26 protein-coding genes are annotated in these 26051 nt (G+C 62.5%); 18 read left to right on the forward strand and 8 right to left on the reverse strand.

Annotated features, from left to right (window positions below; all coding sequences use genetic code 11):
• Positions 1-404: 404 nt before the first annotated feature.
• Both ACQR3T_RS01390 and ACQR3T_RS01395 read right to left on the reverse strand, forming a co-directional pair.
• On the reverse strand, positions 405-1376 hold the full coding sequence (locus tag ACQR3T_RS01390; RefSeq protein ID WP_428692291.1) for a tyrosine-type recombinase/integrase: 972 nt from the start codon (positions 1374-1376) through the stop codon (positions 405-407).
• A 220-nt stretch (positions 1377-1596) separates the two neighbouring features.
• A complete protein-coding gene (locus tag ACQR3T_RS01395) occupies positions 1597-2232 on the reverse strand; it encodes a helix-turn-helix domain-containing protein (protein WP_428692292.1) in 636 nt (211 codons plus the stop codon).
• Positions 2233-2371: 139 nt separating this feature from the next.
• On the opposite strand from ACQR3T_RS01395, the gene ACQR3T_RS01400 reads away from it, so the two are divergent.
• The 10 genes from ACQR3T_RS01400 to ACQR3T_RS01445 all read left to right on the forward strand — a co-directional run bounded on the left by ACQR3T_RS01400 (position 2372) and on the right by ACQR3T_RS01445 (position 9251).
• Positions 2372-2569 (forward strand): excisionase family DNA-binding protein, encoded by a 198-nt coding sequence (locus tag ACQR3T_RS01400; protein WP_032368532.1) that lies wholly within the window; start codon positions 2372-2374, stop codon positions 2567-2569.
• A 1170-nt stretch (positions 2570-3739) separates the two neighbouring features.
• Complete coding sequence (locus tag ACQR3T_RS01405; RefSeq protein WP_428692293.1) at positions 3740-4528, forward strand: ParA family protein; 789 nt, start codon at positions 3740-3742, stop codon at positions 4526-4528.
• Entirely contained in the window at positions 4528-4878 is a 351-nt protein-coding gene (locus ACQR3T_RS01410) for a hypothetical protein (protein WP_428692294.1), read from the forward strand. The genes ACQR3T_RS01405 and ACQR3T_RS01410 overlap by 1 nt, the downstream gene beginning before the upstream one ends.
• Positions 4875-5750 (forward strand): DUF2637 domain-containing protein, encoded by an 876-nt coding sequence (locus tag ACQR3T_RS01415; protein WP_428692295.1) that lies wholly within the window; start codon positions 4875-4877, stop codon positions 5748-5750. Before ACQR3T_RS01410 ends, ACQR3T_RS01415 begins: the two co-directional genes overlap by 4 nt.
• A gap of 440 nt (positions 5751-6190) precedes the next feature.
• The gene (locus ACQR3T_RS01420) at positions 6191-6757 is read left to right on the forward strand and encodes a hypothetical protein (RefSeq protein ID WP_428692296.1); all 567 of its coding nucleotides are present in this window, start codon (positions 6191-6193) and stop codon (positions 6755-6757) included.
• 175 nt (positions 6758-6932) lie between these two features.
• Positions 6933-7238, forward strand: coding sequence for a hypothetical protein (locus ACQR3T_RS01425; RefSeq protein ID WP_032389898.1), 306 nt, complete (start codon positions 6933-6935; stop codon positions 7236-7238).
• A gap of 108 nt (positions 7239-7346) precedes the next feature.
• Entirely contained in the window at positions 7347-7883 is a 537-nt protein-coding gene (locus ACQR3T_RS01430; RefSeq protein WP_428692297.1) for a DnaB-like helicase N-terminal domain-containing protein, read from the forward strand.
• Positions 7884-8212: 329 nt separating this feature from the next.
• Positions 8213-8548 carry a hypothetical protein gene (locus ACQR3T_RS01435; RefSeq protein ID WP_428692298.1) on the forward strand — a complete coding sequence of 112 codons (336 nt, stop codon included), beginning with the start codon at positions 8213-8215 and terminating at the stop codon, positions 8546-8548.
• Positions 8549-8748: 200 nt separating this feature from the next.
• Positions 8749-9087, forward strand: coding sequence for a hypothetical protein (locus ACQR3T_RS01440; protein WP_141214736.1), 339 nt, complete (start codon positions 8749-8751; stop codon positions 9085-9087).
• Entirely contained in the window at positions 9084-9251 is a 168-nt protein-coding gene (locus tag ACQR3T_RS01445; protein WP_155290501.1) for a hypothetical protein, read from the forward strand. The genes ACQR3T_RS01440 and ACQR3T_RS01445 overlap by 4 nt, the downstream gene beginning before the upstream one ends.
• 218 nt (positions 9252-9469) lie before the next feature.
• On the opposite strand, the gene ACQR3T_RS01450 is transcribed toward ACQR3T_RS01445, so the two are convergent.
• The 5 genes from ACQR3T_RS01450 to ACQR3T_RS01470 form a co-directional block, all read right to left on the reverse strand.
• Positions 9470-9838: a histone-like nucleoid-structuring protein Lsr2 gene (locus ACQR3T_RS01450; protein ID WP_428692299.1), complete on the reverse strand. Its 369-nt coding sequence runs from the start codon at positions 9836-9838 to the stop codon at positions 9470-9472.
• A gap of 346 nt (positions 9839-10184) precedes the next feature.
• On the reverse strand, positions 10185-11396 hold the full coding sequence (locus tag ACQR3T_RS01455; RefSeq protein ID WP_428692300.1) for a PrsW family intramembrane metalloprotease: 1212 nt from the start codon (positions 11394-11396) through the stop codon (positions 10185-10187).
• Positions 11393-12025: a hypothetical protein gene (locus ACQR3T_RS01460; protein ID WP_428692301.1), complete on the reverse strand. Its 633-nt coding sequence runs from the start codon at positions 12023-12025 to the stop codon at positions 11393-11395. Before ACQR3T_RS01460 ends, ACQR3T_RS01455 begins: the two co-directional genes overlap by 4 nt.
• A 434-nt stretch (positions 12026-12459) precedes the next feature.
• Positions 12460-12666, reverse strand: coding sequence for a hypothetical protein (locus ACQR3T_RS01465; RefSeq protein ID WP_428692302.1), 207 nt, complete (start codon positions 12664-12666; stop codon positions 12460-12462).
• Complete coding sequence (locus tag ACQR3T_RS01470) at positions 12663-13196, reverse strand: hypothetical protein (RefSeq protein WP_428692303.1); 534 nt, start codon at positions 13194-13196, stop codon at positions 12663-12665. The genes ACQR3T_RS01465 and ACQR3T_RS01470 overlap by 4 nt, the downstream gene beginning before the upstream one ends.
• Positions 13197-13524: 328 nt before the next feature.
• On the opposite strand from ACQR3T_RS01470, the gene mobF reads away from it, so the two are divergent.
• Entirely contained in the window at positions 13525-17568 is a 4044-nt protein-coding gene (gene mobF / locus ACQR3T_RS01475) for a MobF family relaxase (RefSeq protein ID WP_428692304.1), read from the forward strand.
• A gap of 681 nt (positions 17569-18249) precedes the next feature.
• On the opposite strand, the gene ACQR3T_RS01480 is transcribed toward mobF, so the two are convergent.
• Positions 18250-18843 (reverse strand): CGNR zinc finger domain-containing protein, encoded by a 594-nt coding sequence (locus ACQR3T_RS01480; RefSeq protein WP_428692305.1) that lies wholly within the window; start codon positions 18841-18843, stop codon positions 18250-18252.
• 375 nt (positions 18844-19218) lie between these two features.
• Here ACQR3T_RS01480 and ACQR3T_RS01485 point away from each other — a divergent pair, with 375 nt between their 5' ends.
• Genes ACQR3T_RS01485 through ACQR3T_RS01515 form a run of 7 tightly spaced genes read left to right on the forward strand, consistent with a single transcriptional unit; the run spans position 19219 to position 26047 of the window.
• Positions 19219-20301: an LLM class flavin-dependent oxidoreductase gene (locus tag ACQR3T_RS01485; protein WP_428692306.1), complete on the forward strand. Its 1083-nt coding sequence runs from the start codon at positions 19219-19221 to the stop codon at positions 20299-20301.
• Positions 20298-21284, forward strand: coding sequence for a ketopantoate reductase family protein (locus ACQR3T_RS01490; RefSeq protein ID WP_428692307.1), 987 nt, complete (start codon positions 20298-20300; stop codon positions 21282-21284). The genes ACQR3T_RS01485 and ACQR3T_RS01490 overlap by 4 nt, the downstream gene beginning before the upstream one ends.
• A 37-nt stretch (positions 21285-21321) precedes the next feature.
• Entirely contained in the window at positions 21322-22182 is an 861-nt protein-coding gene (locus ACQR3T_RS01495; RefSeq protein ID WP_428692308.1) for an ABC transporter permease, read from the forward strand.
• 5 nt (positions 22183-22187) lie between these two features.
• On the forward strand, positions 22188-22907 hold the full coding sequence (locus ACQR3T_RS01500) for an ABC transporter ATP-binding protein (RefSeq protein WP_428692309.1): 720 nt from the start codon (positions 22188-22190) through the stop codon (positions 22905-22907).
• Complete coding sequence (locus ACQR3T_RS01505; RefSeq protein WP_428692310.1) at positions 22904-23878, forward strand: ABC transporter substrate-binding protein; 975 nt, start codon at positions 22904-22906, stop codon at positions 23876-23878. The genes ACQR3T_RS01500 and ACQR3T_RS01505 overlap by 4 nt, the downstream gene beginning before the upstream one ends.
• Before the next feature lie 31 nt (positions 23879-23909).
• Positions 23910-24938 (forward strand): ABC transporter substrate-binding protein, encoded by a 1029-nt coding sequence (locus ACQR3T_RS01510; protein ID WP_428692311.1) that lies wholly within the window; start codon positions 23910-23912, stop codon positions 24936-24938.
• On the forward strand, positions 24938-26047 hold the full coding sequence (locus ACQR3T_RS01515) for an acyl-CoA dehydrogenase family protein (RefSeq protein WP_428692312.1): 1110 nt from the start codon (positions 24938-24940) through the stop codon (positions 26045-26047). Before ACQR3T_RS01510 ends, ACQR3T_RS01515 begins: the two co-directional genes overlap by 1 nt.
• Positions 26048-26051: the final 4 nt, after the last annotated feature.

Here is a 26051-nt window from a genome sequence, read left to right on the forward strand (position 1 = left end):
CGGCTCGCGCCGTCTCAACTCGCCACCACGGGAGAATTTGTGCTACTCCCGCGAGTCGGTAATCCAGTACCGCTGAAGATTGGTATTCACCGTGGAGCGTATCCCGTCGTGTTGAGTGATTGTGTTTATGCTTTACGCCCCGTCAATCAGAGCGCAGTTTCGGATTTTCATCGCATAATTTTGGCTAGTTCGTCAAATTTTGCGGACAAGTATGTCGGTACTGGTGCGTTGCATCTAAGTATCGGCGCAGTAAGCGAAGCCCTTCGTGAAATCGGGTACGTACCTTCGCAGGTGAAGGCCTCTAGTGCAGTATCGTCCTCTTGCTCGTGCGATTCGGATGCAGTAGTCGCCTAGTCTTGGCGATTGCCCGCTGTGCCGAAAGTATGTCTTTGCGGTTTGCAGTCTTATTTAAAACTTGTCGCGGCCTCTATCAATGCGTCTTCTTGCGAGTGCGTATATACGCTTAATGTGAACGCGGCAGAAGCGTGTCCCAGCCAGGCGGCAATCACGGCGATCGGGATCCCCTGCAGGTGCATGAGCGTCGCGCAGGTATGTCGAGCGTCGTGCAAACGCACGTGCCTGAGCTGCGCGGATTCGAGGATTTTCTTCCATCGGAAGGTCAGCAAATTCGGGTGGACGGCCTGCCCGCTGGGCAACCGGACTACATATTCAGATTCCTGGTAGTGCTCGCCGAGGCTCAGCTTGTCCCTCGCCTGCTGCGCTCGCGCCGCCCGGAGCGCTGCCTCGAGTGGCTTCGAGATCGGAAGCGTTCGTCGAGACTTCTTGGTCTTCGGTGGACCCTCGATGATGTCGCTGCCAACCGCGATGCGGGTGTTGGCGACTTTTAGTTTTGCTTTGTCGAGGTCGACGTCCTCCCAACGGAGACCGGCGATTTCGCCTCGCCGCATCCCGTGCATCGCCAGCTGCCAGGCATGCTGCATCGGCTCGCGAGCCACGTGCGCGAGCAACTTGTCGACTTCCAGTTTGGAGAGTGTCTGCATCTCGGTAGCCTCGGCGGGAAGCCGATCGACCATCGCACCGACGTTCCGAATTACATTGCCCTGCTTCATCTGATCTTGGAGGATCGCAGTGATCAGTCCCAGCATGTAGTTCACGGTCCTCGCCGACCATGGTTTCCGCGGTCGTCCCTGCTTTGTCGGAAGTCCTCCGTTGCGGAGGTTTCTCACCAGGGACTCGACGTTGGGCTTCGTGAGCTTCTGAACCGGAATGTGCCCGAGCTCGGAGATCACAGGCTGCAAATTGGTTCGGTGGCCATGGAGGGAGGACGGCTTCAAAGAGTGTTTCGATTCGAGCCAGTAGTTGACTGCCATCTCGACTGTCAACTGCGAAGTGTGAACGTACAGGCCGTTGTTCACAGAGTTGAGGGTCTCGGCGAGCGCGCTCCGTGCCGCTTGCTCGGTCGAGTATCGACGGCGGCTCTGCGTCCGGCGAGTCACCGTTTGCGGTACGCCGGCTGCATCCACCTTGACGGTGGTCTTGCTACCGGTGTCCACCGTGACTTCGTAGCGTGTAAGTTGTCTCCCGGACTTTCTGTCCCGCACGGAAATTTTGCGGATCTGTGGGGGTAGTTGTTGCCTAGCCATCGGACACCTCATCACCGACGTTCATGTCGAGCTCGGTCATCTGACGAAACAGTTCCTCGGAGCGTCGTCTCGCGTCCTCATACATGAACTTCATTGCCTCGACGTGCTCCACCGAGTCTTGCTTGGAGAGGCCGTTGCGCATCTGAACGCGTGCGCGACGCATCGCCTGCAGCGCCTGTAGCCACTCGCGCACAAGGCCCACCCGATCGTTCTTGGGATCGAACTGCTCGCGGACCCATACGTCCATTGGTTCCTCGTCCCCACGTTCCGACCAGTCGGTCGAAGGCCTCATCAAGCCAGCTTCACCGCTGAACCATCGCAGTGCATCGTGGGACTCCTGGTCGAGCCCGGGAAGTACCTCGACTTTGCCTCTGGGGAGATCAGGAAAAACCAGCTGGGCCGGCGAAACACCGAGGGCTGCGGCGAGAACCAGAAGCTCGGGTACGTCGATGCTCTTCTTGCGCCCTGTCTCCAAATCGGCGACCACCGACCGCGAGATCCCATATCCGATCTCCTCGGTGCGATCCGCGAGCTTCGCCGCTGACATTGCGGAGTGGTCCTTGCCTCGAAGCCGCCGGACTTCACCGGCGACGCGGGCCACTAGCTGTTCAGCCCAGGACTGTGTCATAAGCACGCAGTCTAGCCGATTTTGCGTATGTGTTGTGGCAACGCTACTGAATTGCTAGGTTGTGGTGGAACCACATGGACGAGGCTCGATCGAGTACCCGATTGTGGCTTCATTACACAAAATTCGGAGAGGAAACACCATGTCACGACGGTTGTATTCGGTCCAGGAAGCGATGGCTCGGACGGGTCTCGGACGTTCCAACCTGTTCAACAAGCTTGCGGCCGGTGAGATTCGCAGCGTCAAGGTCGGTAAGCGCCGACTGATTCCCGACACGGCCATTGACGAGTACATCGTCGGACTGGAGGAGGCGGCACGCGTCAGCTCGGGCGTTGCCTGACATGCCTCTCACTGCGGACCCGTACGAACTAGAGACGCCCCCGGCGAGTTCCGGTGTTACGAGCACCGGTGCCGAGGGCGTCCTCGAAATCCCCACCTTGCAGGAAGGAGCTTCGTCCTCGGATACTAATCGGTCCTGACGCGCCTCACAAGGCGTTTTGCCGCGCTCATGCCCTCACTCTGCTTCGGGATGTTGTCGACGTAGAGCGGGGATGATCGGAGGCCGGATTTACTCATGTCTAGGTGAATCCATCTGCGTACACACTGTTTTCGCGGTTGTCTACGTAACGCCGTACCCCTGCGTGGGTCCGGCGTGCCGTTGAAGTCCGCCCGCAGTCGCTGTCGCAGCGTCGTTTTCTGGCAGAGCCCGACGAACAACCAGCCTGCCGCCGGCCTGTGCACCCTTTGTAAATCCTCGGAGACCGGCCCCGAGGCACCATCAGCTCGACTGATCATCGAGCGGGTGGCGATACCGATTAGCCGCGCGCCCACCGAGGCGCGGGGCTATCGGGCGTGGAGCGGACAACGTGGGTGCGGAAATTGGCTCAGGGGCCATGGGGGGTCCGGAGGGAACGAACGAAGTCCCTTGTCTTTCATACGTCACCACTATGGAGGTACCAGTTGAGCCCTCGACCCATCTGCAATGCTGACACCAACGAGTTGCCTTTCACAACGAACTGTCATTCGGACCTCGATCGTTCAGTCCGTGCAGATCTGGTGCTCTTATCCGTTCTGCACGTCGATTCCACGAAGAGCCGACCAGAGCAACACATTTGGTTGCTTGGACACGAGCGCAGCAGCCCGCCGGTGCAGGCCGCTCCCGCTAGCAGTGCGGCGGCGTTCCCCGCCAGTCCCATACCTGAATTACCCGCAAAGAGTTCCTCAGATGACTCGCTGGCAACGGATGTCATACGTCCTGCAGTGGTTACACCTCCCATGCACACAAGGGATGTCGCTCATGCCCGGGATGTGTTGATGGTAAACGCTTCTCATACCGCTATGGCATGTCTTTCGCCTTTGGGGCGCGACTCGCGAATCGAGTCCCGTACCTGCAATACATCCAACACTTCTAAGGGGCACGACACATCTGTCGGTTCCAAGGCGTGCATGACATCCCATTCCCGCCATACCCCCAGTTCGTCCCATTCATACATGGAGAGTGAGGCCCACCATGCCCGCTGACATCTTTGCGTTCTGCAACCAGAAGGGCGGAGTGGGCAAGACCACCACCGTCTTTCACCTCACCTACGCCGTTGCCCAAGCCGGGAAGCGTGCACTCGTTGTCGACGTGGATCCGCAAGGCAACGCCAGCACAGTCCTGACCAGGACCGAGCTCGCGAGCGACGATGTCGGTGTTGCCGACGTACTCGCCGAGTCGTCGAACGCGACCATCGCCGATGCTGTCGTCCCTACCATCTGGCCTGGCGTAGACCTGGTACCCACGTCGCCGGGAAACGAGTCCCTGGCCTATGTCCGCGATCAATTGGTCGTCGCTGGTGCCGGCCGAGAACGGCGGCTTCGCGACGCAATCGACGTCGTACGAGGCGTGTACGACGTGATCCTCATCGATTGCCCACCTAGCCTCGATCTGCTGACCATCAACGCCCTTGTTGCAGCGCGCGCCGCCGTCGTCGTGACTCAGTCAGCGCTGTTCTCAGCCAATGGACTCGCGCGCTTGCTGCGCACCATCGATGCAGTCAAGCGCAGCTACAACCCGGACCTCGCCATGCTCGGTGCGATCGTCAACCTCCACGAGATCGCGACGATCAGCGGCCGAGAACAATTGATCGAGATCGCCGCAAGCATCAACGTTCTCGGCGATGCCGTTCCCAAGCGGGTTGTCATCAAAGACTCGATGGAGGCCCAAACCAGCCTGGTCGATTGGGGAACAACACAATCTCGCGGCCTGTCGACGATCTATCGGGACACTCTTGCGCTGCTCACGAAGGGACACCTGTGATGGCCCGGCCCGAACGCATGAAGAGCGCACTCGCCGGATCGAGCCCAGTCGATCCGCCGGAGAACTCGCGACAGCCCCACGACACTGTTTCGTCGGCCGAGGCCAATACGCAACCGCCACCGGACAACGCAAAACAGAAGCGTTCGTACTACCTCTACCAGTCCACCGTCGACGATCTTCTCAACGCAGCCGAAGCACTGTCCGCAACGCCGGGCGCGCCGCGGGGCCCGTCGGATCTCGTCAACGCGGCGATCGAAGACTACTTGGAGTTGTTGCGCAACAGGTTCAACGACGGTGCGCCGTTCCCGCAACGAACGGGCCCTCTCGCACGAGGACCGAGAATCCGATGAGCCGATCACACTCCGCGGCAACCCCGTTGATAACAAAGCCGTCAGACGTCGTTGCGCTCCATCCCGCGATTTTACAGTGGGCTCTCGCGACAGCCGTTGCACTGACAGTAGGCATTGCCGGGGCGTCCTTCTGGCTCAGTTTCGCTGTGTTGCGTGATCTCGCGGTGATGGCTGGGATCGGTCCCGGCGAGGCGTGGGTAATTCCAGTCGTGTTGGACGGTGCAATCGTCTCGACAACAGTGACAGCAATTGCGCTGTCCAACCACACGGACAACCGAACGATCAAGGGCCGTCGCTTCGTCGTCACGATCTTGCGTGTTGCCGCATCGGCGTCGATTGCGGGTAACTCGTACCACGCAGTGTTGAGTGCGACCTTGCTTCCGGCCGTAGTCTCGGCGGGTATTGCCACCATTGCGCCTATTGCGCTCCTTGCGATGACCGAAGTGCTGGCCGTCATACTTCGTGCGCCCCGCGGGGCCGTCAGAGTGGAATTCGCTCCAAGTGCTGCCACAGCGGAGCCGGACAGGACAGATACTGAGTTCAGCCAAGAAGGCCCCAGTCCGAGCCGGGACGATTCAGAGGGCGAAGACGGCACGCGGGGAGAACACGTCGACACGGCGGACTCGCCTCGACTGCAAGTAGACGACGTCACACCGGAAGTTGCGGAAACAGCGCGGCTCCGACACGCCCACCGCGAATGGTCGTGGGCGCGAATCGGTAGAGAAACGGACGGCTCCGTTGCATCGACCGCGATGCGCCGATATCGGAAGTGGGAAGAAGTCACCGCGGGGATCGTCGATCGCCACCAGGACGGGCAACTCAAGTTTGATGACACGCCAGCCAGCGAGCGTGACCGGATGTCCGCAAGATAGAAGTGCTACCGCGACATCGAGCCAGGTTGCTTTCCGTCGCTCCCGCGCAATCGCCCCAGGCTGTTGATGACTGTGAGGTGGTGGCGCCCGGATGGCTAAGTCCGCGTCGAGGCGCGCGCAGCCCTGGGACCACCTCCGGCGGTCTCCAGATTGAGCTCCGCTGCGCTCCGCACTACAGAAAGAACGATTTCTTTCGCACATCTGGCTCCGGTCGAGCATGCAACACCCTGACCCGTCTTACCCAACCCAGACTCCGCGTTGCTCCGGCCCGATGGGCTCCGAAAACTTTTCAAAGCGCCTGCGGCTGAAAACTTTCCGGATCAGGGCCAGGACGCCGGTTCAGTGCGCCGCCTTCTCTCCTTCGAGCCAGATGACGGCGAAAGAAATTGGCAGAGCGAAAGGGCCGGGGAGCCGGTTCCGCAACAGAAAGAGAGCCCGACATGCCGCAGAATGCATCCAGCACAGGACGAAGGACCACCGCCGCACACAACGCCCGGACCACCGGAATCGTCACCCACACCACCGTCCTGGTCTCCGGACCCCAACAGGCCACTATCACCGCCACCTCCGCAGCCACCGACGAAGCGCAAATGATCGTCGCACTGGGTCACGTCATGATGACCTTCCGCAGCGCCCAAACAGTATCCGCAGTTATCACCGGATTTGCCACCGTCCGGGCCGCACTCGCCGGAGCCGACGGACAAGCCCCCTACCCCGCCCAACCAGGCGCAGAATTCGGTGCCGCCGCGATCTCTGTCCTGTGGCTCGACAGCCCAGAACACACCGCAGTGCCGCACCACCGCTACAGGTCCGAACAACGCCGCACGATCCACTGGGTAGACCTGCACATGGGACCTGTCACCTGGCGCATCACCGACCGCATCGGGTACGACACACTGATGGCCGAACTCCGCCGCGTTCACCGCGCTGCCGTCGGAGTATTTCTCGACGGCGGCCGCTACCGCCGCGACCCCGCCAAGCTCCTCGATGTCTTCGACGACGTCTGATACCACACGTTCCGCCCCAGCCCCGGGGCCGAACGTCGTTTATCCACAGGCTGACTCGACACGACAGTTATCCACACCCTCGCCTGATCGGTCTCCGCGCCAAACCCGTTTTTCCGGACCTCGTGTGACCCTCGACAACAAGCAGCTGGCCGGCACGAGCGACAAGGAACCAACGATGATCACCTGGACAGTCACCACACACCCCGAAGACAACCCCGAAATTCTTACCGCAACCGGAGCAGAACCCAATCTCCAAGGTGCGAAACGCGCCGCCGCAGATGCCGTCCGTACCGCTCTCCTCGACGCGCGCGAGCACGCATCGTCCGACAACGGCAGCCCGCCGTCCTACCTCGTCACACTCGACGGAACCTGTGCCCTCATCATCGGACTCGGAAGCTGCAGGCCCGAGAACTACAACGCCGTCCTCGACAGCCTCGAGCAGTTCGACGGCACCGCGCCACCGAACCTTCTCTACATCTGACCCACACGTCCGCTATGGGACGAACACGGCATAGCCAAGCAAAGCGCCACCGGAATATCGAATCCAGTTCTCCCGCAACAGACCCACGAATAGAAACGAGGCGAACAGATGACCCCGTTGAGAGCAGTAGAACCCACCGACGACGAAGATCACGCTGATCTGACGGACCATCCGGAGACGGCACCGGAAGCACTGGTCATCTGCGCGCTGATGTGGTTGCAGGACACCGACGAGGCCGTCCACATTGCAGCCTCATTGCAGGCCAATGATTTCCATGATCCCGTGTATCGCGAGCTGTACGGCATCGTGCAGGAGCTGATCATCGACAACCTCCCACGCGACCCCGCGAGTGTTCTGGGCGTTCTTGTCCGGTCAGGTGCCAGTGGACACCGCGGTGCACGGCTGCGTCGAACACTGACCGACGTCACCGCAGCCAACGCATGCGGAGCATCGGCAACCGACTACGCCGGCATGGTCCTGTCGGAAAGTTACCGACGTAGCTTCTTCGACGCAGGGATCAGAATTCAGCAGCTCGCCGAGGAAGCACCGGAAGAATTCTTGTTCGATCAGCTCGTCGAAATCGGAAGGGCGCAACGTGAAGCGACGAACCGCCTGAACGCCTTCCGCAGCGGCAGCACACAGTGACGGCGCGGGGAGAGACAGAGTCGGGCGATGAGCGGCGTCAAGATGCTCTCGCTTCTGTCCGGTTGGCTGCCGCAGACGTCGAGCATCTCGGTACAGGCGAAGTTGAGGACCTCGCTGCCGGGCGTGAGATAGATGAATCGCTGGCTGCCGGCAAGACACTTACTGAGGTTGCGCGGTCCATCGGGTACACCGAGGCAGTCGCCTCAGACCTTCTGGGCAAGTTCCGAGAACTCCGAGACAGTCTCGCGGCGCGCAACCAAATCCCCCTGTTCTGAGCAACATTCAACGCACACCTCGCATTTCCGTGACAACTCGAATAGGCCGACGCCATGAACTTCATCCGCATCGACACCGACCGAGGGACCCTCTACGGGCCGTCCTTCGCCGAGACGCTGACGCACTTTTTCGGACAGAACCAGCACGTCGAATGGGAATCCCACCAGCTGACCGCAGGGTACTCCGGTGGGCGGTGCACAGTGTCGACTGCAATCCGAGTGCATCACCGCGGACAGTGGATTGTCGCAGCCAGGTCCCTCGGCTCCCGCCCGGTCGATGCGATCCCCGAGTGCGCACTGCGCTTCGGATCCAGTTTCGCTACTGCACCGTTCGATGCACCCGAGTTGCCTCGCTGGGTGTACGAGTGGGCGTATGACCTGCTGGTCTGAATTGACGGCAGAGATCGACCGGTGCAGATCGAAAGCGAACTTTCTCCAGCGCTACGGCGTTGACGCGGAGCGCTTCCGTGCACTGAGCATCTTTCGGCCCACGCCACAAGCCCGCCACGTGAGGAAACTTTGACGAGATGTCAGAAGGTGCTGCGCAGCGCGCCGCACTCCGAACCAGCCACACGAAAGGAACCCGGCCCGTGCCAGCACAAGCCTGGATCACCCTCATAGTCGGCGTCTTCGCCGTCGTTGGCGTCGCCGGAACCGTCAACCAACGCACCCGAGCGGACAACCGCTCCCAATCCTGGCAACGAATCACCTGGTGCCTCGAACGCACCGTCAGCGACAACCCCGACGAGGTTGCCCTCGGCTGGACGGTGTTCGGCACCGTAGCCGCGACACCGTTCATCGCCAAGACCGACCGTCGCACACTCCGAGCAATCGCGGACCGTGACATCGACCCCGGCAGCGCCGATCTGGCGGAAACCGACGACAACAGTGACAATGGACCTACAGCAGACCGCGAGGAGCGCGCATGACCACCACCGAACCACGCCGCGCATGGACCCCCGAGCAACGCCGGAAGGTCCGCGCCGCAGCCGCAGGAGCCTCGATCAAGCTCCGCGAGTACGACAACGATCCGGTCCCGCAGTGGCTACGCGATGTCGCCGCAGGCAAAGACACCAAGCCGTCGACTGACTGACCGCCCCATCAACCCGACAAGGCCCGCCCCCCAACCAAGGGACGGGCCTTCGTCATGTCGTGCACGTCGGCAATCGATGCCGTCGACTACGCCGAACGAGTGGCCGCCATGCGGGCGGCAGGTGAATCGAACTCCACTGCACTCCGTCCTGCCACGGCCCGGGCCGCAGAGAGAACAAGAAGCCGCCGCTCGCGTAGCCGCAGGCGGCACCCCGTCTGTCAGTGTGCGGCGTTGTACGCCTCTTCGATGTCGGCCGGGATGCGGCCGCGTTCGCTGATCTCGTAGCCCTGGTCGAAAGCCCACTGCCGAATCGCCCGTGTCTGCTCTGGATCACGCTTGGCTGATCCGTCGGCCGCTGTAGCGACAGATGCAGCAGCGGGGGAGGGCTTGCGCTTGCGGCCACCGACTCGCGTCGCGTGTTCGACATAGTAGTCGAGCTTTTTGTGAAACTCGTTCGCGTTCTTCGCTTTCAGGTCGATCGAGTACTCGACGCCGTTGATCGCGAATTCGATCGTCTCGCCGGACTCGTCGTCGATGACCGACCCGTCGATATCGTCCACCAATTGGGTTGTCACTCGTTTGGCCACAGCCGTAGAACCTTTCCGATACACGTTACGAAGCGTCACTGCATCCGTCTTCATGCAGGGTAACCGGTGCCGATACTTGCGTTGGTCATCGACCCAATCAATTGAGCCGCGACGACTTGTATTCGGTTTCCCGTACTCGGGCGTTCAGACACCGAGAAAGCACTATTGCTGGCGCACAGGTAATGCCGTTCAGCAATTACGAAGGCTACAGCGCAACAGTATTGGTCGCGGTGACGCCCGCGAACGTTTCGTTCGGATCTATCTCCTCCTTAGGCCACCGTCTTTCGGATGCACAGTCGCCCGGGTTCAAGGGATTGCGCTTGCAGTCAGGAGTGAGATGGTGCTGTCAGAGGGCCCGGGTTAGTTGTGAATCAGCTCGGAGGCGTTCGACCTCGGCGCGGGAGTGTCGGACGGCCTCTGTGTCTGAGCTCTTGTCGCGCGCGACGTCGTGTGCGAGGTCGAGGATTGCTCGTCGGAGATGCTTACGCGCCTTGCGGGATCGCCGATTGGGCGCTGCTTTCTCGAATGCCTTGCGTGCCTTCTTCTTCAGCACGCCTTCGACCTCGGTATCGGTGAGATGTCCGGCCTCGACCTCGGGGGCGAGGATGTCGCGGACGAATTGGTACTCGCGCGGCGCTGCGCGACGGAATGCGATGGTCAGTACCGTGAATCCGATAACGATCGAGACGATCCAGACGCCGAAGACGGCCAAGCCGTTGCCGCCGCTGAGGCCACCCGCGTCGTCCCACATGAAGTGCAAAAACATTCCGGTTGCCACGAACGCGAGACCCCGTCCGATTTTTCGGGGTTGCGCGTTGGTCCCGATCAGGTAGAGAACGCCACCGCAGACCAATGCGCTGAACAGGGGGTGGGATATGAAGCTGACCGCGATCCGGGTGAAGGACATCTGCACGGCATTGCCGAACGGGTCGGTCCCGAACGACCCGGCAGACGCGGTCGCGGAGTAGAGAAAGTCTTCGAAGACGGCGAATCCGAGTCCGATGAAGGCTCCGATGATCAAGCCGTCATTTGCGGTTCTGACCAAGCGCGGAGCGAGGCCCATCAGAAGCACGAATCCGCAGAGCTTGGCTGCTTCCTCGGTGATCGGTGCCGTCGCACCTGCGGCCCAGTTGGCACTCCAGACTTGGCCGAAGAGCTTGGGGTAGATGCCGAGCATCGCGGTGTTCACGGTCATGGCGAAGGCGAACGTCGCGGGAATTGCGCCCCACAGCAGCGCAGCTGCAATGAGCGTGCCGGGCTGACGTTCCCACCGGTCGATGTGGCGGAACCACGCGAACCAGGCGAGACCGCACAGGCCGCAGAGGACGGCCGCTATCGCGAACCCGTCGGCGTAGAACCCGGCCTTCGGAGCGAAGAATGACCAGGCTTGTACAGCACCGAGGGCGGTGAGAGCGGTGTACACCCAGAACGAGAAATTGTGAGGTTGGAAGAACTCGAATCGTTCGCCCCAGCCGGAGATCTTCACAGCGTCGTCCTGGCGTCGCTGCGCATCGGTAGCCGATGGATCCGTCGACGTCTCGATTGCGTTGTCGCTCATCGGTTGTTCCCGTCCGTGGTGCGGATGCTGGTGATCATGTCTCGGATGTTCTCGGCGGCTGCGGTCATCTGGGCGGGTGGGCCGTATGCCGTGATCTGCAGGCCGGTCCCGTCGATGACGAAGGTCGCCGCGAGACCGTCTCCTCGGATGCTGCTGTAGGGCGCAAGGACGCCGGGTTCTCCGGTCACCGTCGTGAGGTTGGTTCGATCGCCTTCGACCTGAAAGGACGGATCACTGGTACGAGAGGTGACCTTCGCTGTTTGGTCCAGTAGTTGGGACGGAGTGCCGTCGAAGGAGTCCGACGAGATCTGAAACGTCACACCGTCGCCGGCGAGAATGACGTCGCCGGATTTCTGCACCGATTCGCCTGGGTCGACTCGAAAACCGCTTTCGACGTTCCAGCCTGCGGTGGGGGTGAATTCGATGGTGTCGGTGAGGGCGAGTTGTTCGCCTGCTTCGGTCGAATCGTCCCAGTCGAGAGAGGAGTCGATTCTCGGTACGACGATGGTCAGGACCACGAAGACCGCGATGACGAACAGTGCGGGTGGAAGTGATCGTATGTCGAGGCCGAGCACCCGGTGTTCGGCCGGCACCCGCGCCCTGTGCTTGCTGGGTTGGGTCAGTGTCACAGGCGCGCCTCTCCCTGTTCGGTGCTTTTACACATCCATTGGACATCGCAGATGTTACTTCGGCGTCGACCTTGACGTCGGCTGCCGTCGCCGAGTTTCACAGTCACGAATCAACAATGTCGCATCGCTCCCGACAATGAGTCCTCACGCTCGACCCGTTCGGCTCCTGCGGTGTCGACGCAATTCCCGAGTGCGCCGCTTGCAGCACACCGAATTCTGTTCCCGCACCGTTGGATGCAACTGTGCTTCCTTGCGGGTTGCACGAGTAGGCACGTGACCTGCTGACCTGACACGCATGCAATAGCATGATCGTGGAACACCAAACGCACACGAGCACGAGCGCTGCGAAGGCGAAGTGGTGCGTACCCGTGAACCCGCATGGGGCAATATCCGGACTACGCCGGAAAATCGCCACGTGACGAAGCCTTGCTTCGTTATGGAAGGGTGCTGCGCAATGCGCCAATAGTGGCGGCGGCGAAAAATGCAAACAAGATCGACGCAGCAATCACGCTGATGCGGAACACGCCCGCGGCGATGACTCCCGTTGCCCGCAGAGGAGCGAACCGCCAACCAGTCTCTGACTTACCAGCGCGCCACAGCGCTCCTGCGACGATCAATCCGATTGCAACAAGTGCGATCACGGTCGTTCACCTCCTACCGCGATGCTGCGCCCGCCCTCGCCATCTGCCCACGAGTCTTCATCTCTCGAGGGCTCGGCAGCGGTGATCGATGCGGAATCTCCAGGGCTCTCGACACTCTCTTCCGTGCTACTCGTGCCACCCGCGTCATTCTCTGCAGCCGGATCGACGTTGGACCGGACGGTCGCACGTGCCGCCATCGTCGATTTGACCAAGCGCGTCGCTTCTGGCACTGAAAGATCCACCAAGGCCGCAATGCTCGCGTATGTCTCACCGCGTCTCTTCAGCTCAGCAAGTGCTCTTGCGCGCCGCTCGCGCGTCGCGTCAAGTTTGGTTTCCGCGTCCCGCCGCAACCGCTCGATCCTTGAGGTCACATCGTCATTGATTTTTTGTTCGTCGCGGGTGGCATCGAAATATGAAATCAGATCCTGCTCCTGATTCTTCAAACGCAACTGTGCGTCCGACAATCTCTGCGCATTCGCTCTCCGAGCCCGTTCCCGAGCGCTGACCGGTCCACCGTTCGAGGGAGTCATGCTGGATAGGCTACCGCCAACATGCTGGCCGGCGAAAGGGTCATACGCACCCACGGTCGCCCTGATTAATCTGTCTAGCTACAACTTTCGTCCCTCACCGTCCATGCAGGTTCTAATTCGTCCGAAATCTAGATACTATCGACTTCAAATTTCCTTTATCTCTTCGCAAAATGAAAAACCAAACGTCACACACCTCTTGCACTATTAGTGTCCATGGGCGGAATCTGCGTACTATCGCGACTGTGCCGCGCAATTCAGAAGCAGAATTCGAGCGAGATCGGCCCGTGAGATCTCGTCGCACACCGGCTCGTCGGCGGCGGTGGCCGCGATGATGACCGTCCACGCGCTGCACGCGGGCGACGGCTACACCTACCTCACCCGCGAGGTCGCCAGCGCCGATATCCGCCTCGAACGCGGCCAAGACCTCTCCGACTACTACGCCGCTGAAGGCACCGAGCCGGGCATCTGGGGAGGGCGGGCCTCGGCCTTGCTCGGGGTGTCCGGTTACGTCCGCGAGGACCAGATGAGGGCACTGTTCGGTGAGGGCCTGCATCCCGAAGCCCAGGCGTTGATCGAGGCTGCCGTCCTAGACAGTACGACAGGGAACGCGGCGATCGAGAGTGTGCGGCTGGGCCGTAAGTTCGCGAGTTTCCGCAACGAGGTGCCGCTGATGAAGCGCATCCGCGCCGAGATCGACAACGACCGCGCCGCCGGCGGAAAGCCGCTCACTGCGGAGCAGTGCCAGCAGATCCGCTACCGCGTCGGAGCCGACGAGTTCCACCGCGAAGTCGGCCGATCACCGGCCAGCGAAGCAGAGCTCGTCCGCTACATCGCCTCGCAGCAACGCCGCGAACGCCAACCCGTCGCCGGCTACGACTGCGTGTTCACTCCACAGAAGTCGGTGTCGGTCCTCTGGGGCCTGGGCGACGACGACACCCGCGCGGCGATCGAGCGCGCACACAGCGCCGCGGTGAGCGATGCAATCGGCTGGGTCGAGGACAACGCCTCCTACACCCGCGTCGGCAAAGCCGGTGTCGGACAGATCGAATCGACCGGCCTGATGTACACCCGGTTCGATCACCGCGACAACCGCAACGGCGACCCGAACCTGCACACCCACGTCGCGATCTCCACCAAAGTGCAAGGTGTCGACGGCAAATGGCGCAGCCTCGACGGCCGCGTGCTGCACAAGCTCGCCGTCGCCGCATCCGAGCGCTACAACACCCTCATCGAGGAGTACGTCACCCGCGAGCTCGGCACCGTGTTCGCCGACCGCCCCGGCACCGGAATCAACAAACGCGCCGTCCGCGAAATCGAGGGCATCCCCACCGCACTGCTCAGCGAGTTCTCCCGCCGCGACGCCATCGAGTCACGCCTGGAAAAGCTCGTCTCCGACTACCGCAAGACCCACGGCAAAGACCCCTCGACCGCGATGCAGATGCGCCTCGCCGACCAAGCGACCCTGGAAACCCGCAACGAGAAAGCACCCCCGAAATCGCTCGGTGCTCAACGCGCGGAATGGCGCGAACGCGCGCTCGACGTCGTCGGCCGCCGCGCCCTCAACTCAGCCTTGAAGAAGAGCACCGGGAACACGATCACCGTCACCGATCCCGCCACGATCGACCACCGCGAGATCGCCCGCACCGCAGTCGCACGCATCGCACAACAGCGCTCGAGCTGGAACCGCTGGCACATCCAAGCCGAAATCCAACGACAACTACGGCCGCTGGTGTTCGCGACCGCGGCCGAGCGTGACGCGGTCGCCGAGAAGGTCACCGAAGCCGCTCTCGGCGCGGAGTCGATCCGATTGACTCGCCAGGTCGACGCGACACCCAAGGCGTTGCAGCGCAGCGACGGTTCCTCGATCCTGACCGTGCACGGCAACGAGACCTACACCAGCGCAGCGATCCTCGCCGCCGAACACCGCCTCGTCGGTGCCGCCCACACCCCGACGGCGGTCATGGCACCTGCCCACGCCTACACCGCCGCCCTCGCCGCGCACACCCAACGCAAAGGCTGGGACCTCGGCGCGGACAAGAAAGCACTTGTCGAGCATTTCCTGTTCTCCGGTGCCCTCCTGGCTGCTGGTGTCGGTCCGGCCGGCACCGGCAAGACGACTGCCATGCGCGTCGTCGTCGACGCCTGGCGCAGTACCGGATACGACGTGGTCGCCCTCGGGCCGTCCGCGAAAGCCGCCGACGTCCTGGGCGACGAACTCGGTGTCACCGGCCGCACGATCGACGACGTCCTCACCCGCTACGAGAACCACCTCGACACTGGCACCACCCCGGGCGCGATGATCCTCGTCGACGAAGCAGGCATGGCATCGACACACAATTTGGACCGGCTGACCTACATCGCCGCCGAGCACGGCGCAGTGGTCCGCCTACTCGGCGACCCGCAGCAGCTCGCCGCCGTCGATACGGGCGGTGCACTGCGACTGGTCGCCCGATCGAGCGCGGCACCGGAACTGGTCGACGTTCATCGTTTCCGCGACAAGGAAGAGGCCGAGATTTCCTTGCGGCTGCGCGACGGCGACACCTCCGTCGCCGCCTGGTACGCCGCGAAAGACCGCGTGCAACACGGCATGGCCGACGACCTCGCCGAAAAGGTTTTCACCGCCTGGGCGAAGACCTCGGAGACCGAGACGACGTCGCTGATGATCGCCAACAGCAACCACGCCGTCCGCGACCTCAACGACCGGGCCCGCACCGAACGACTCGCCAAGGGACTGGTCAAGAAAGGCGGCAACGACCTGTCCGACGGACTGCGCGCCAGCGCCGGGGACCGCATCGTCACCCGCCGCAACGACACCAGCCTGCGAGTCACCGGTACCAGGGGGGAACGGGTCCGCAACGGCGACTTGTGGACGGTCAAGACCGCGCACCGCGACGGATCGCTGACCGTGCGCCACCTCGAACACGGCGGGAGCATCCGCCTGCCGGCCGAGTACGTCACAGAGCACTGCGAGCTCGGTTACGCCGCCACTATCCACCGTTCGCAAGGCATGACCGTCGACCAGGTCCACGTCCTCGTCGACGACACCATGAACCGGCAAGCCCTCTACGTCGCCCTCACCCGCGGCCGCGAGAGAAGCCAGCTGTACGTGCCCATCGACCGGATCGTCGACCCGCACCTGATCCACGTGCATCCGGACAAGAAGATCGCCGACGAAGTCGTGCGGACCATCATCGGCCGCGACGGCTCGGACGTCTCGGCGACCGAACAGCAACGCGACGCCGCCGTCGCGCACCTCAAGCTCGACTACAACGTGGGCGGATATGAGTACGCGGGAGAGCTCATCGACGCGCACCGCATCGAGGCGATCGTGCGCGAGAACATGGGTCCGGAGCTGGCGAACACGATGATCGGCGAAGCCGAATGGGACACCTTCGTCCACCAGTACCGCCGCGCCGAGCAGCTCGGCCTCGATGCCGCCCCCACCCTCGCCGCCGCCCGCTCGGAGCGCGAACTTGCCAGCGCCGACTCCGTCTCCGCCGTGATGCACTGGCGACTCGAAAAGCACATCGAGAACGGCGCGGACGAGATGCACGCGTGGGCGCAGAGCATCGAACCGACGCTGCGGACCCAGTTCGGTGAGCACGCCGACACGATCCTCGACGACGACGGGGCATGGCCCGACCTCGCCGCGCATCTACGCAATGCCGAACGCGCCGGCAAAGACCCCCACGCCGCGATCGTGGAACTGCGGCGCGGTGTCACCGACCCCGACCCGAGTGCAGCGGATCTGCTCGACGACGCCGAACGACGCTGGCCCCTCGGCCGAGAAGCACGCGACCACAGTGCTCCGAGTTGGGTGCTGCCGCCGATGCAGGACCGGGAGGGAATCAACCCCGAACTCGTCGCCTGGAGCCGGCGGCGATACACCGAGATCGCCGAACGCACCCGCGAGCTCGGACAGAACGCCGTCGACGATCAACCCGCCTGGACCCGCCACCTCGGCGAGGTTCCCGACTCCGGCGGTGCCCGGCTGCGCTGGCAGATCACCGCCGGCCAAGTCGGGGCCTACCGAGAACAATTCGGCATTGACACCGACCGCACGCTCATCGGAGACCGACCCGAACACGGGGAAGCCGCCCGAGCGTGGGATCAGGTCAACGCCCGTATCAAGACAGTGACCGCACCCGCTCAGGTGCCCGCACACACACGCCCCGGACAGCAGTCGGCACCGACTCAGCAACCTGCGACGCCCGATCCGATCATCGACACGGACCGGGCGCGACGAGAGGCCGCAGAGCAACGCGCTGCCGAACAACGCCGCCTCGTCGAGCAACGTAAAGCCGAACGGCGCAAGCAACTGCGCCAACAACAGGCCCGCCGATCCGGACCGATCCGCGGACCACGTATTTGAGACCGCCTATCCGCGCCTTCCGTCGCCATCAGCGACACCGAGCCAGAATTAATGATGTGAACCTGGCCGGTCCGCAGAAGGGCACTTTGGAATCAGTCGGCAAATCCCACGGGCCGCGGCGAGCCAAACGAAGTTTGCTCTCGCGGTGGACGCGTTGCATTCCGGTGGGAGCAGCGTGCAGGTTGCGAAGTTCGACAGATAGTCGACCGCCAGCGGACAAGTGGTCTTGCTGATTACGGCTCTAACGGACTGAAAGTTGTTCGTTTGAGCTAACTGAGTCGAAAGATCGACAGCACAAAATGTTGGTCGTGGCCGTTGGATCGATCGACGAGTGACAGGCCGCGGAACGAAAAGTGTTGTGGGAAAGTAGATGTAGCTCTCTACGGCTAGCCCATGTATTCGAATTCGTTGTGGTTCCGGTACACAACCCCCCGTGGATTCGCGATGCGTCATCCTCAGGAAGTTCGCGTATGTCGGTCCGGTGATCGAACGAGTGGGCGACCTTATCGACGGCAAAGCGTCCGAATTCGTGTGGTCGATAGACCGAAACGGTTGCGGAACACAGCTTCGCTCAGATGCAGTTACGTACCGTTCTGGCGATTGCCTGGCCGGATCTGGTGGCACAGCCAACACGTCGTAGATCTGTTTGGCCGCTACTTCTAAGCTCCTGGTACGAATCAGTCAGTTATGCCGAGCTCGTTGTCGATAGGCTGCTGAACTGGCCTTTTCTCCACATGCCGCCATCGAGCACCAGCGTCGATTTCCTTGACGGGATCGATCGACGAAATACAGTGAGCACTCGTGGCCGAGGCAGCGGCGAATGCGGTCGCGGTACGGACCGGAATACAGATCGACGGCTTCGCGCGCGACGATTGAGAGCACATTGCGTACGTCGACCGGTCCACCGAAATGGCTGTTGGCTGCATCGTAGGCGAGCAGTGGCGAGGGAGGTCCGTAGGACGCGGCTCGGTTGATGGTGTCGATTGCGGCGGGTGCTGGACGCGATCCGTCCACTCTGGAGCGAGTCAAGTGGTTCAGGGCCTCACGCAAGCCGATGGCCTCGTCGAGTCGAGCCGGGGTGATCGGGTCGAGTGCAGGTGGTAGTCCGGCGACGTAGATCCAGGAGTGCACGGCGTCGCTGTCGACGAGAAGTTCCCTCTCGTTCATGTCGCGTTTGGCGACAGTGGCGACGAAATCCAGCGCCAGACTGCCGGATCGGAACGGAAAGCCAAGTCTTCGTTGATCTTTGGTTTCCACCACAGGCGGACGACTCACGGTTTCTCCTTTGCTGGGCCGGTGTCATCACTGTTGTGGACCGGCTCGGTCGTAGTCAACCCCTGAGCTGTGCGCATGGCATCGACTTAAAATCATGTTGAGCACAACACATTCGCGTGAGGGGCTTGACAGGTCACCGACGGGTCGCGTTCAGTATTGCCTATGCAACGAGTAGGGATTGCCCTCACCCGCCGCCGCGTCGTGGACTTCATGACGTTCGTCGGCGCGGATTGTCGCTGACTTCCTGCATCCCATCCAGTGCCTCAGAGGCGCTGCGCTCCATCACGTCGCTCTTCTCCGGCCGTACGTGCCTGCGCCCATTCATGTCAGTCGCTCCACGCTGCCGTCGAGTAGCCACATCAAAGGATCTTCTTGATGCCTGTCGAGTTCATCAGTGCCAGCTTCGTCAACGATTCGACCGAACTGAACCCCACGTCGAGTACCGGAATCGATCCCAAATTCCTGGTTCGCTACGCCCGCGTCCTCGACGACGCCGGGTTCGACTACACCTTGCTTCCCTACGGATCGTCGGGGTGGGATCCGTTCGGCGTCGCCGCCGCGGTCAGCCAACACACCGAGCGGGTGAAACCGCTGGTCGCGCTGCGTCCGAACATCATGTATCCGACGGTTGCGGCCAAGGCGCTCGCCACGTTGGACCAGCTCAGTGGCGGCCGCGCGGCCGTGCACATCATTTCCGGTGGCGACACCGCCGAGCAAGCACGGGAAGGCGACCGACTGGACAAGTCGGGTCGATACGAGCGGTCAGCGGAGTACATCGAGATCTTGCGCAAGGTGTGGGCGTCGGACAAACCCTTCGATCACAGCGGTACGTACTACCAGTTCGAGGACTTCCATTCCTCGATCCGTCCGTCGGGAGGATCCATTCCGGTGTCTGTCGGTGGGTCTTCCGCCGACGCCTACCGAGTCGGTGGGGCCCTGGGCGACATCTTCGGCTTGTGGGGGGAGCCGCTGGCGGAGACCAAGGAGCAGATGGATGCAGTGTTCGAGCAGGCCTCACTCGCGGGCCGGGTGGACCGCCCCCGCATCTGGGTGACGTTCCGTCCGATCATTGCGCCCACCGAGGAACTGGCCTGGGAAAAGGCTCACCGGACGTTGGCGCAGCTGAACAAGTCCGGTGGTTGGTCGGCGGCCAAGCCCTCCACCGGCGCGCCGCAGAATGTCGGATCTCAGCGGCTGTTGGAGATCGCCGCACGCGGCGAGGTACACGACCGGGCGTTGTGGACGCCGACAGCGACCGCCACCGGAGCGCGCGGGGCGTCGACGGCTCTGGTCGGAACTCCGGAAACCGTGGCCGCGGCGATCCTCGATTACGTGGACCTGGGTGCGGAGCTCATCTCCATTCGCGGCTACGACAATCTCAACGACGCGATCGACTACGGCCGGTATGTTCTTCCGCTGGTTCGCCAAGAACTGGCCTTACGCGAAAAAGCAGCGTGAGTCGCTACGTCGTCGTCGGTGCCGGCGCAGTCGGGGCAACCTTGGCGGCCGAGTTCGAGTCGGCCGGAATCGATTACGTCCTGGTTGCACGAGGGGCGTCGTATCGCGCGATTGCCGACGACGGGTTGCGATACGTCCGGCCGTCCGGTGAACGCACGATTCGGCTCCGCGTGGTCGACGGTCCGGATGCGGTAACGGTCACCACGGCAGACGTTCTGCTTCTCACGGTCAAGGCCCAGCAGGTCGAAGCTGCGGTGGCGCAGTGGGCGTGGCGTTCGGTTGAGGGTTCGGAAGATACTGTGGCGCAGACGATTCCGATCGTGACGTTTCAGAACGGACTCGACAGTGAGCGCACCGCACTGCGCCGATTCTCCCGCGTCTACGGGGCGTCGATTCGGATCCCAGGAACTCACGTCGAACCCGGCGTAGTGGTATCGGCGGGCGAGCCGTCCGTTGCGCTGAACTGGTTGGGACGCTTCCCCGGCGGGATCGACTCGACAGCGCAGACGATCGCGCGCGATCTGGGCTTTGCCCATATCCCTACCGATGTCGTCCCGGATATCGGGCGGTGGAAGGCCGCCAAGCTGATCGACAATCTACTCAATGCCGTCGATCTGTTTCGCGTCCATGACGCCGACATCGCCGAGATCGCTGCCGCAGTGCGGTCCGAGGCAGAGTCCGTGTACGCCGCTGCAGGAATCGAGGTGGCCGACTACGGCCGTTCCGCTCTCGATCTGGCTTCACTCGGTGTTGCCGACATCGAGGGCTACAGCAGTACTCGTAGATCCACCTGGCAGAGCGTCGTCCGCGGGTCGAGCGTGGAGACGGACTATCTCAACGGAGAAATCGTCCTGCTCGGTCGCCTGCACGGGATAGCGACACCGGTAAACGAGGCCCTTGCCGTCGCGGCGAACTCCGTCGCTGAGCCGGGATCGCGCGATCTGCGTGCAATTCTGCCCCACGCGAATGCCATCCCAATATAGCTCTCCGTCCGAACCTCCATCGAAGAAACGAGTCACCATGACCGATTTGGCAGTTGGACGCCAACGGATCGAAGAACCAGTCGACGCCACCGCAGGACTGGTGGCCATCACGCCGCGATCGAAGCGGACTGTTTGGAGCCCACCCCGTGGGGTACGTCGAGCCCTGGGGCCGATCGCTCTCGTGCTCGCCTGGCACGTGTTCGCAGTCACCGGCGTCCTGCACCCCGATGTGCTGGCCGCGCCGCTCGACGTGTTGACGAGAGGATGGGACCTGTGGTCGGACGGTCAGCTGCCCGACGCGATCATCGCCTCGGGTAAGCGGGTTCTGTTCGGTTTCGCGATCGGCGGGGTGATTGCGCTGACGCTGGCACTGCTGGCCGGGTTGTTTCGGCTCGGAGAGGATCTCCTCGACAGTTCGGTCGGCATGATCCGCATGATTCCCTGGGTCGGCCTGATCCCGCTGTTCATCATCTGGTTCGGTATCGACGAGACTCCGAAGATCGCCCTCGTGGCGCTCGGTGTCTGCTTCCCGTTGTATTTCAATATCTACGGAGCTATTCGTACTGTCGACTCACAGCTGATCGAGGCTGGCGAGACCCTGGGTTTGAAGCGAATCGGGTTGATTCGGCATGTGATCCTCCCGGCCGCACTGCCCGGGGCTCTGGTGGGACTCCGATATGCCCTCGGAACCGCGTGGCTGGCTCTGGTTTTCGCCGAGCAGGTCAATGCGAGTGCCGGCATCGGATATCTGATGAACACCGGCCGCGACTTCTTCCAAACCGACGTCATCGTCGTATGCCTCGCGGTGTACGCGATTCTCGGGTTGATTTCCGACCAGCTGGTGCGCCTGCTGTCCAAGGCGTTGCTGTCCTGGCAAGCCTCATTCGAAGGGAAGTGACAACTATGACGCTGGCGGTGAGATTGCGCGGACTGTCGAAGACATTCGGTGACCGCAGGGTGCTCGAAGACCTCGATGTCGATATCGAGGCGGGCGAATTCGTCGTCCTGCTCGGTCACAGTGGCTGCGGGAAGAGCACGCTGCTGAGGATACTTGCCGGGCTCGACCAGGACATCGACGGCGACGTTCGGGTGCCGAGCAAGCGTGCGGTCGGATTTCAGTCCCCGCGTCTGATGCCGTGGAAGCGAGTGTGGCGCAACGTCGTCCTCGGACTACCGGGACGACCGGACAAGGGATTGGCCGAACGATATCTTGCCGAAGTCGGTCTCAAGGACCGGGCAGGAAAATGGCCGAAGACACTCTCCGGCGGTGAGGCGCAGCGAGTCTCGCTGGCCCGAGCATTGGTACGCGAGCCGGACCTACTGCTTCTGGACGAGCCCTTCGGCGCTCTCGATGCACTGACGCGAACGAAAGCGCAGGCGTTGGTTGCCGATCTCTGGCGCAAGCACGGCTGCGCAGTGTTATTGGTGACCCACGACGTGGAAGAAGCGCTGCTGCTTGCCGATCGGGTCCTGGTCATGGACCACGGGCGTATCGAACACGAGGTGCGTATCGATACCGAGCGGCCGAGAGATATCGGCTCCCCCGAATTTGTGACGAACCGCCGTCGACTGTTGAACTGGCTCGGCGTGGCCGACGCCTCCCAAGAAAAGGCTTCCGCGTGATCAAGTCCGTACTCCGCACCCTCGCGGTATTGTCCATCGCTGCACTGACTCTCGGGGCATGTAGCTCCGCGGAGGACACCAATGCCCCCGCATCGGGAGTGACCCTGACCTTCGGCGATCAGGTGAAAGGCCTGCAGGTTCTGGCCGAGGCATCCGATGCGTTCGCCGGTGCCGACTACGGCATCGAGTGGGCTCAATTCCAAGGGGCAGCCCCGCTGTTCGAGGCCGTGAAGGGCGGATCGGTCGACACCGGCTACGCAGCGGACCTGCCCACGTTGCAGGCAATCAGTGCCGGCGTTCCCATCAAATCAGTCGCCGCATTCAAGAGTGACGGCAACGGAAACGTGATCATCGCGCGCGAGGGATCGGGGGTGAACTCCGTCGCCGACCTTAAAGGGAAGACGGTCACGGTCTCCTCGGCCAAGGGCAGTATCGCCGAGTACCTGCTCGTTCGCGCGTTGGAGGAAGCTGGGCTGTCTTACAGCGACGTTACCGTCCAATACCTGCTCCCCACCGACGCACAGGCGGCGTTCGTCAGCGGAAACATCGACGTGTGGGCAACATTCGGCATCTTCGGAAACATCGGGCTCTCCCGCGGCGGCACACTGCTGGTCGACGGTACCGACGGGCGCACCACCGGTATCGGAATTCTCAGCGCAACCGACGCTGCGTTGGCCGATCCCGCCAAGAAGACCGCGCTGACCGACGCGATCGCCCGACTCGACAAAGCCGTTCAGTGGGGACAGGAGCATCCGGATCTGTGGGCGCAGGCGATCGCCAAGGCCAACAACACGCCGGTGGAGACCGCCGAAGTGCTTGTGCAGCAGGGCAACAAGTCCACCACCGCGCTGACACCCGACGTCGTGGCCGACATTCAGGTCGTAGCCGACACCATGAACGGCGTCGGATCCTTGCAGCCCAACGTCGATGTCGCCGCGACCAGCGACCCATCTGTGTACCCCGTCCGATGAAGTTCTTGCCCACTCACACGAAAGATCGACCATGACCGCACGAAGGTTGCTGCTCCCAGTTCTTGCCCTCGCGACCGCGCTGACGATATCGACGGCGTGCAGCAGTTCGCCTGACCCCGAGTCGACGTCCTCGGACGGTGTGGACTTGTCTTCGGTGTCGTTGAAAGTCGGTGCCACCGGCTGGAATTCGCAGGAGCAGGCCTTGCAGGTCGCCGGACTGGACGACACCCCGTACTCGCTGGAGTTCGCTGTGTTCTCCGGTGGCGACCAGCAGCTGCAGGCGCTGCAGTCCGGCGCTCTCGACGTCGCCCAGTCGAGTGAGATTCCGCCGATCTTCGCCGCGGCGGGCGGTACGGTCAAGTTCGATCAGATCGCGGTACAGACCGGTACGACTCTGCTGCAGGAAGTCGTTGTGGGAGGGGACTCGTCGATCCGTTCGATCGCCGAGCTCAAAGGCAAGAAGGTCGGCTACGTCAAGAACACGACGGCCGCGTACTTCCTCAACGAGTTGCTCAAGCAGAACGGAATGAGCTGGTCCGACATCGTGCCGCAGCCGTTGACTCCCAACGACGGTCTGGCCGCACTCAACGGCGGGTCGATCGACGCCTTCGCGAGCTACGGCAACACCATCATCGCGGCACATCGATCGGGTGCCGAAACGATCGGTTCGGGTGAGAACATCCTGTCCGGGAACTTCCCGTGGAGCGTGTCGGACGGGGTACTCGACGATGCCGGTCAGAAGGCGGCGGTGGCAGATCTGCTGGCGCGCTTGGACCGAGCGTATGCCTACATTCGAGACGGACATCAGCAGGAGTTCGCCGAGCGCACCGCCGCAGCCACGAACCAGCCCCTCGACAGTGCCCTCGCCCAGATCACCGACGGTGAGGCGCAGAACCCCACGAGCTTCGCGGTTCCGACGGCCGAGGTCGAGTCCAATCAGCAGAAGGTGGCCGATTCGCTGCGTGAGATCGGTGCACTGCCGAACGAGGTGAACACTTCGGAGCTGTGGTCGGATGGTCTGAGTTCCGAGTTGACTGCGGCATTGGCGGCAGCGAGGTGATGACCGTCGAGCTGACCCGGATCACTGCCGACATCGCCGAACATGCGGCCGAGTACGACCGCACGGGGCAGTTTCCACAGGCCGGAATCGACATCGTGCACCAAGCGGGTTTGCTCACGGCCTCGGTGGCCGGACGATACGGTGGACGGGAGGTCGGCAGTCTGGAGTCTGCCCACATTCTGCACGCACTCGGAGAGGGGGATCCGTCCGTTGCGTTGATCGCGGCGATGACACTGTTCACCCACGCGGCGCAGGCACGGACTCCCAAGTGGCCGGAAGAGTTGTACGCGCAGGTACTCGACCGATCAGCGCTCGAGCCGACGCTTCTCAATTCGGCTCGAGTCGAGCCGGAGCTCGGTTCTCCGGCGCGGGGTGGACTGCCTGCGACCACGGCACGTAGGACTGCGACGGGCTGGTCGCTGACCGGAACCAAGCGGTTCGTCACAGGAGCCCACGGGCTCAGCTACTTTCTGGTGTGGGCCCGTACCGACGAGACCGACACCCGAGTCGGCACGTTCGTCGTTCGTGCCGACAGCCCCGGCATCACCGTCGGAAACAATTGGAACATGCTGGGGCTGCGGGCAAGTGGCTCTGTGGACGTCGAGTTTCTCGACGTCGACGTACCGGCCGATCACGTCATCGACCTGACCGATGCCGCCGCGGGTGGACAGGACAATCGCGCCGCCGCGCAGTTGAACACGGCGCTGGCTGCGCTCTACCTCGGTGTCGGACGTGCTGCCCAGAAGGAGTTCCACCGATTCGCGCACACCAGGGTTCCGGCAAACCTAGGTAAGCCGTTGGCAACGACGGATCGCTTCCGCGATCTGGCCGGCGAGATCGAACTGCAATTGTCCGGTGCCGAGGACTTGCTGTTCTCGGTGATCGAATCCGACGCCGAACCGACGCGGTTGCTCGGTGCGCGGGTTCTGGCGGTCCGCGCACTGACCGACGCTGTCGGCTTGGCCGTCCGCTCGATCGGCAATCCCGGGCTGAGCCAGGACAACCACCTGCAGCGGCACTTTCGTAACGTTCAATCGGCCGGTGTGCATGCGCCGCAGCAAGACACATCGATCGCCATCATCGGTGCCTCGGCACTGAAGTCTTCGTAGAGGA

Origin of the sequence: Rhodococcus sp. IEGM1428, assembly GCF_050321865.1 — a bacterium.
Lineage (GTDB): Bacteria > Actinomycetota > Actinomycetes > Mycobacteriales > Mycobacteriaceae > Rhodococcoides.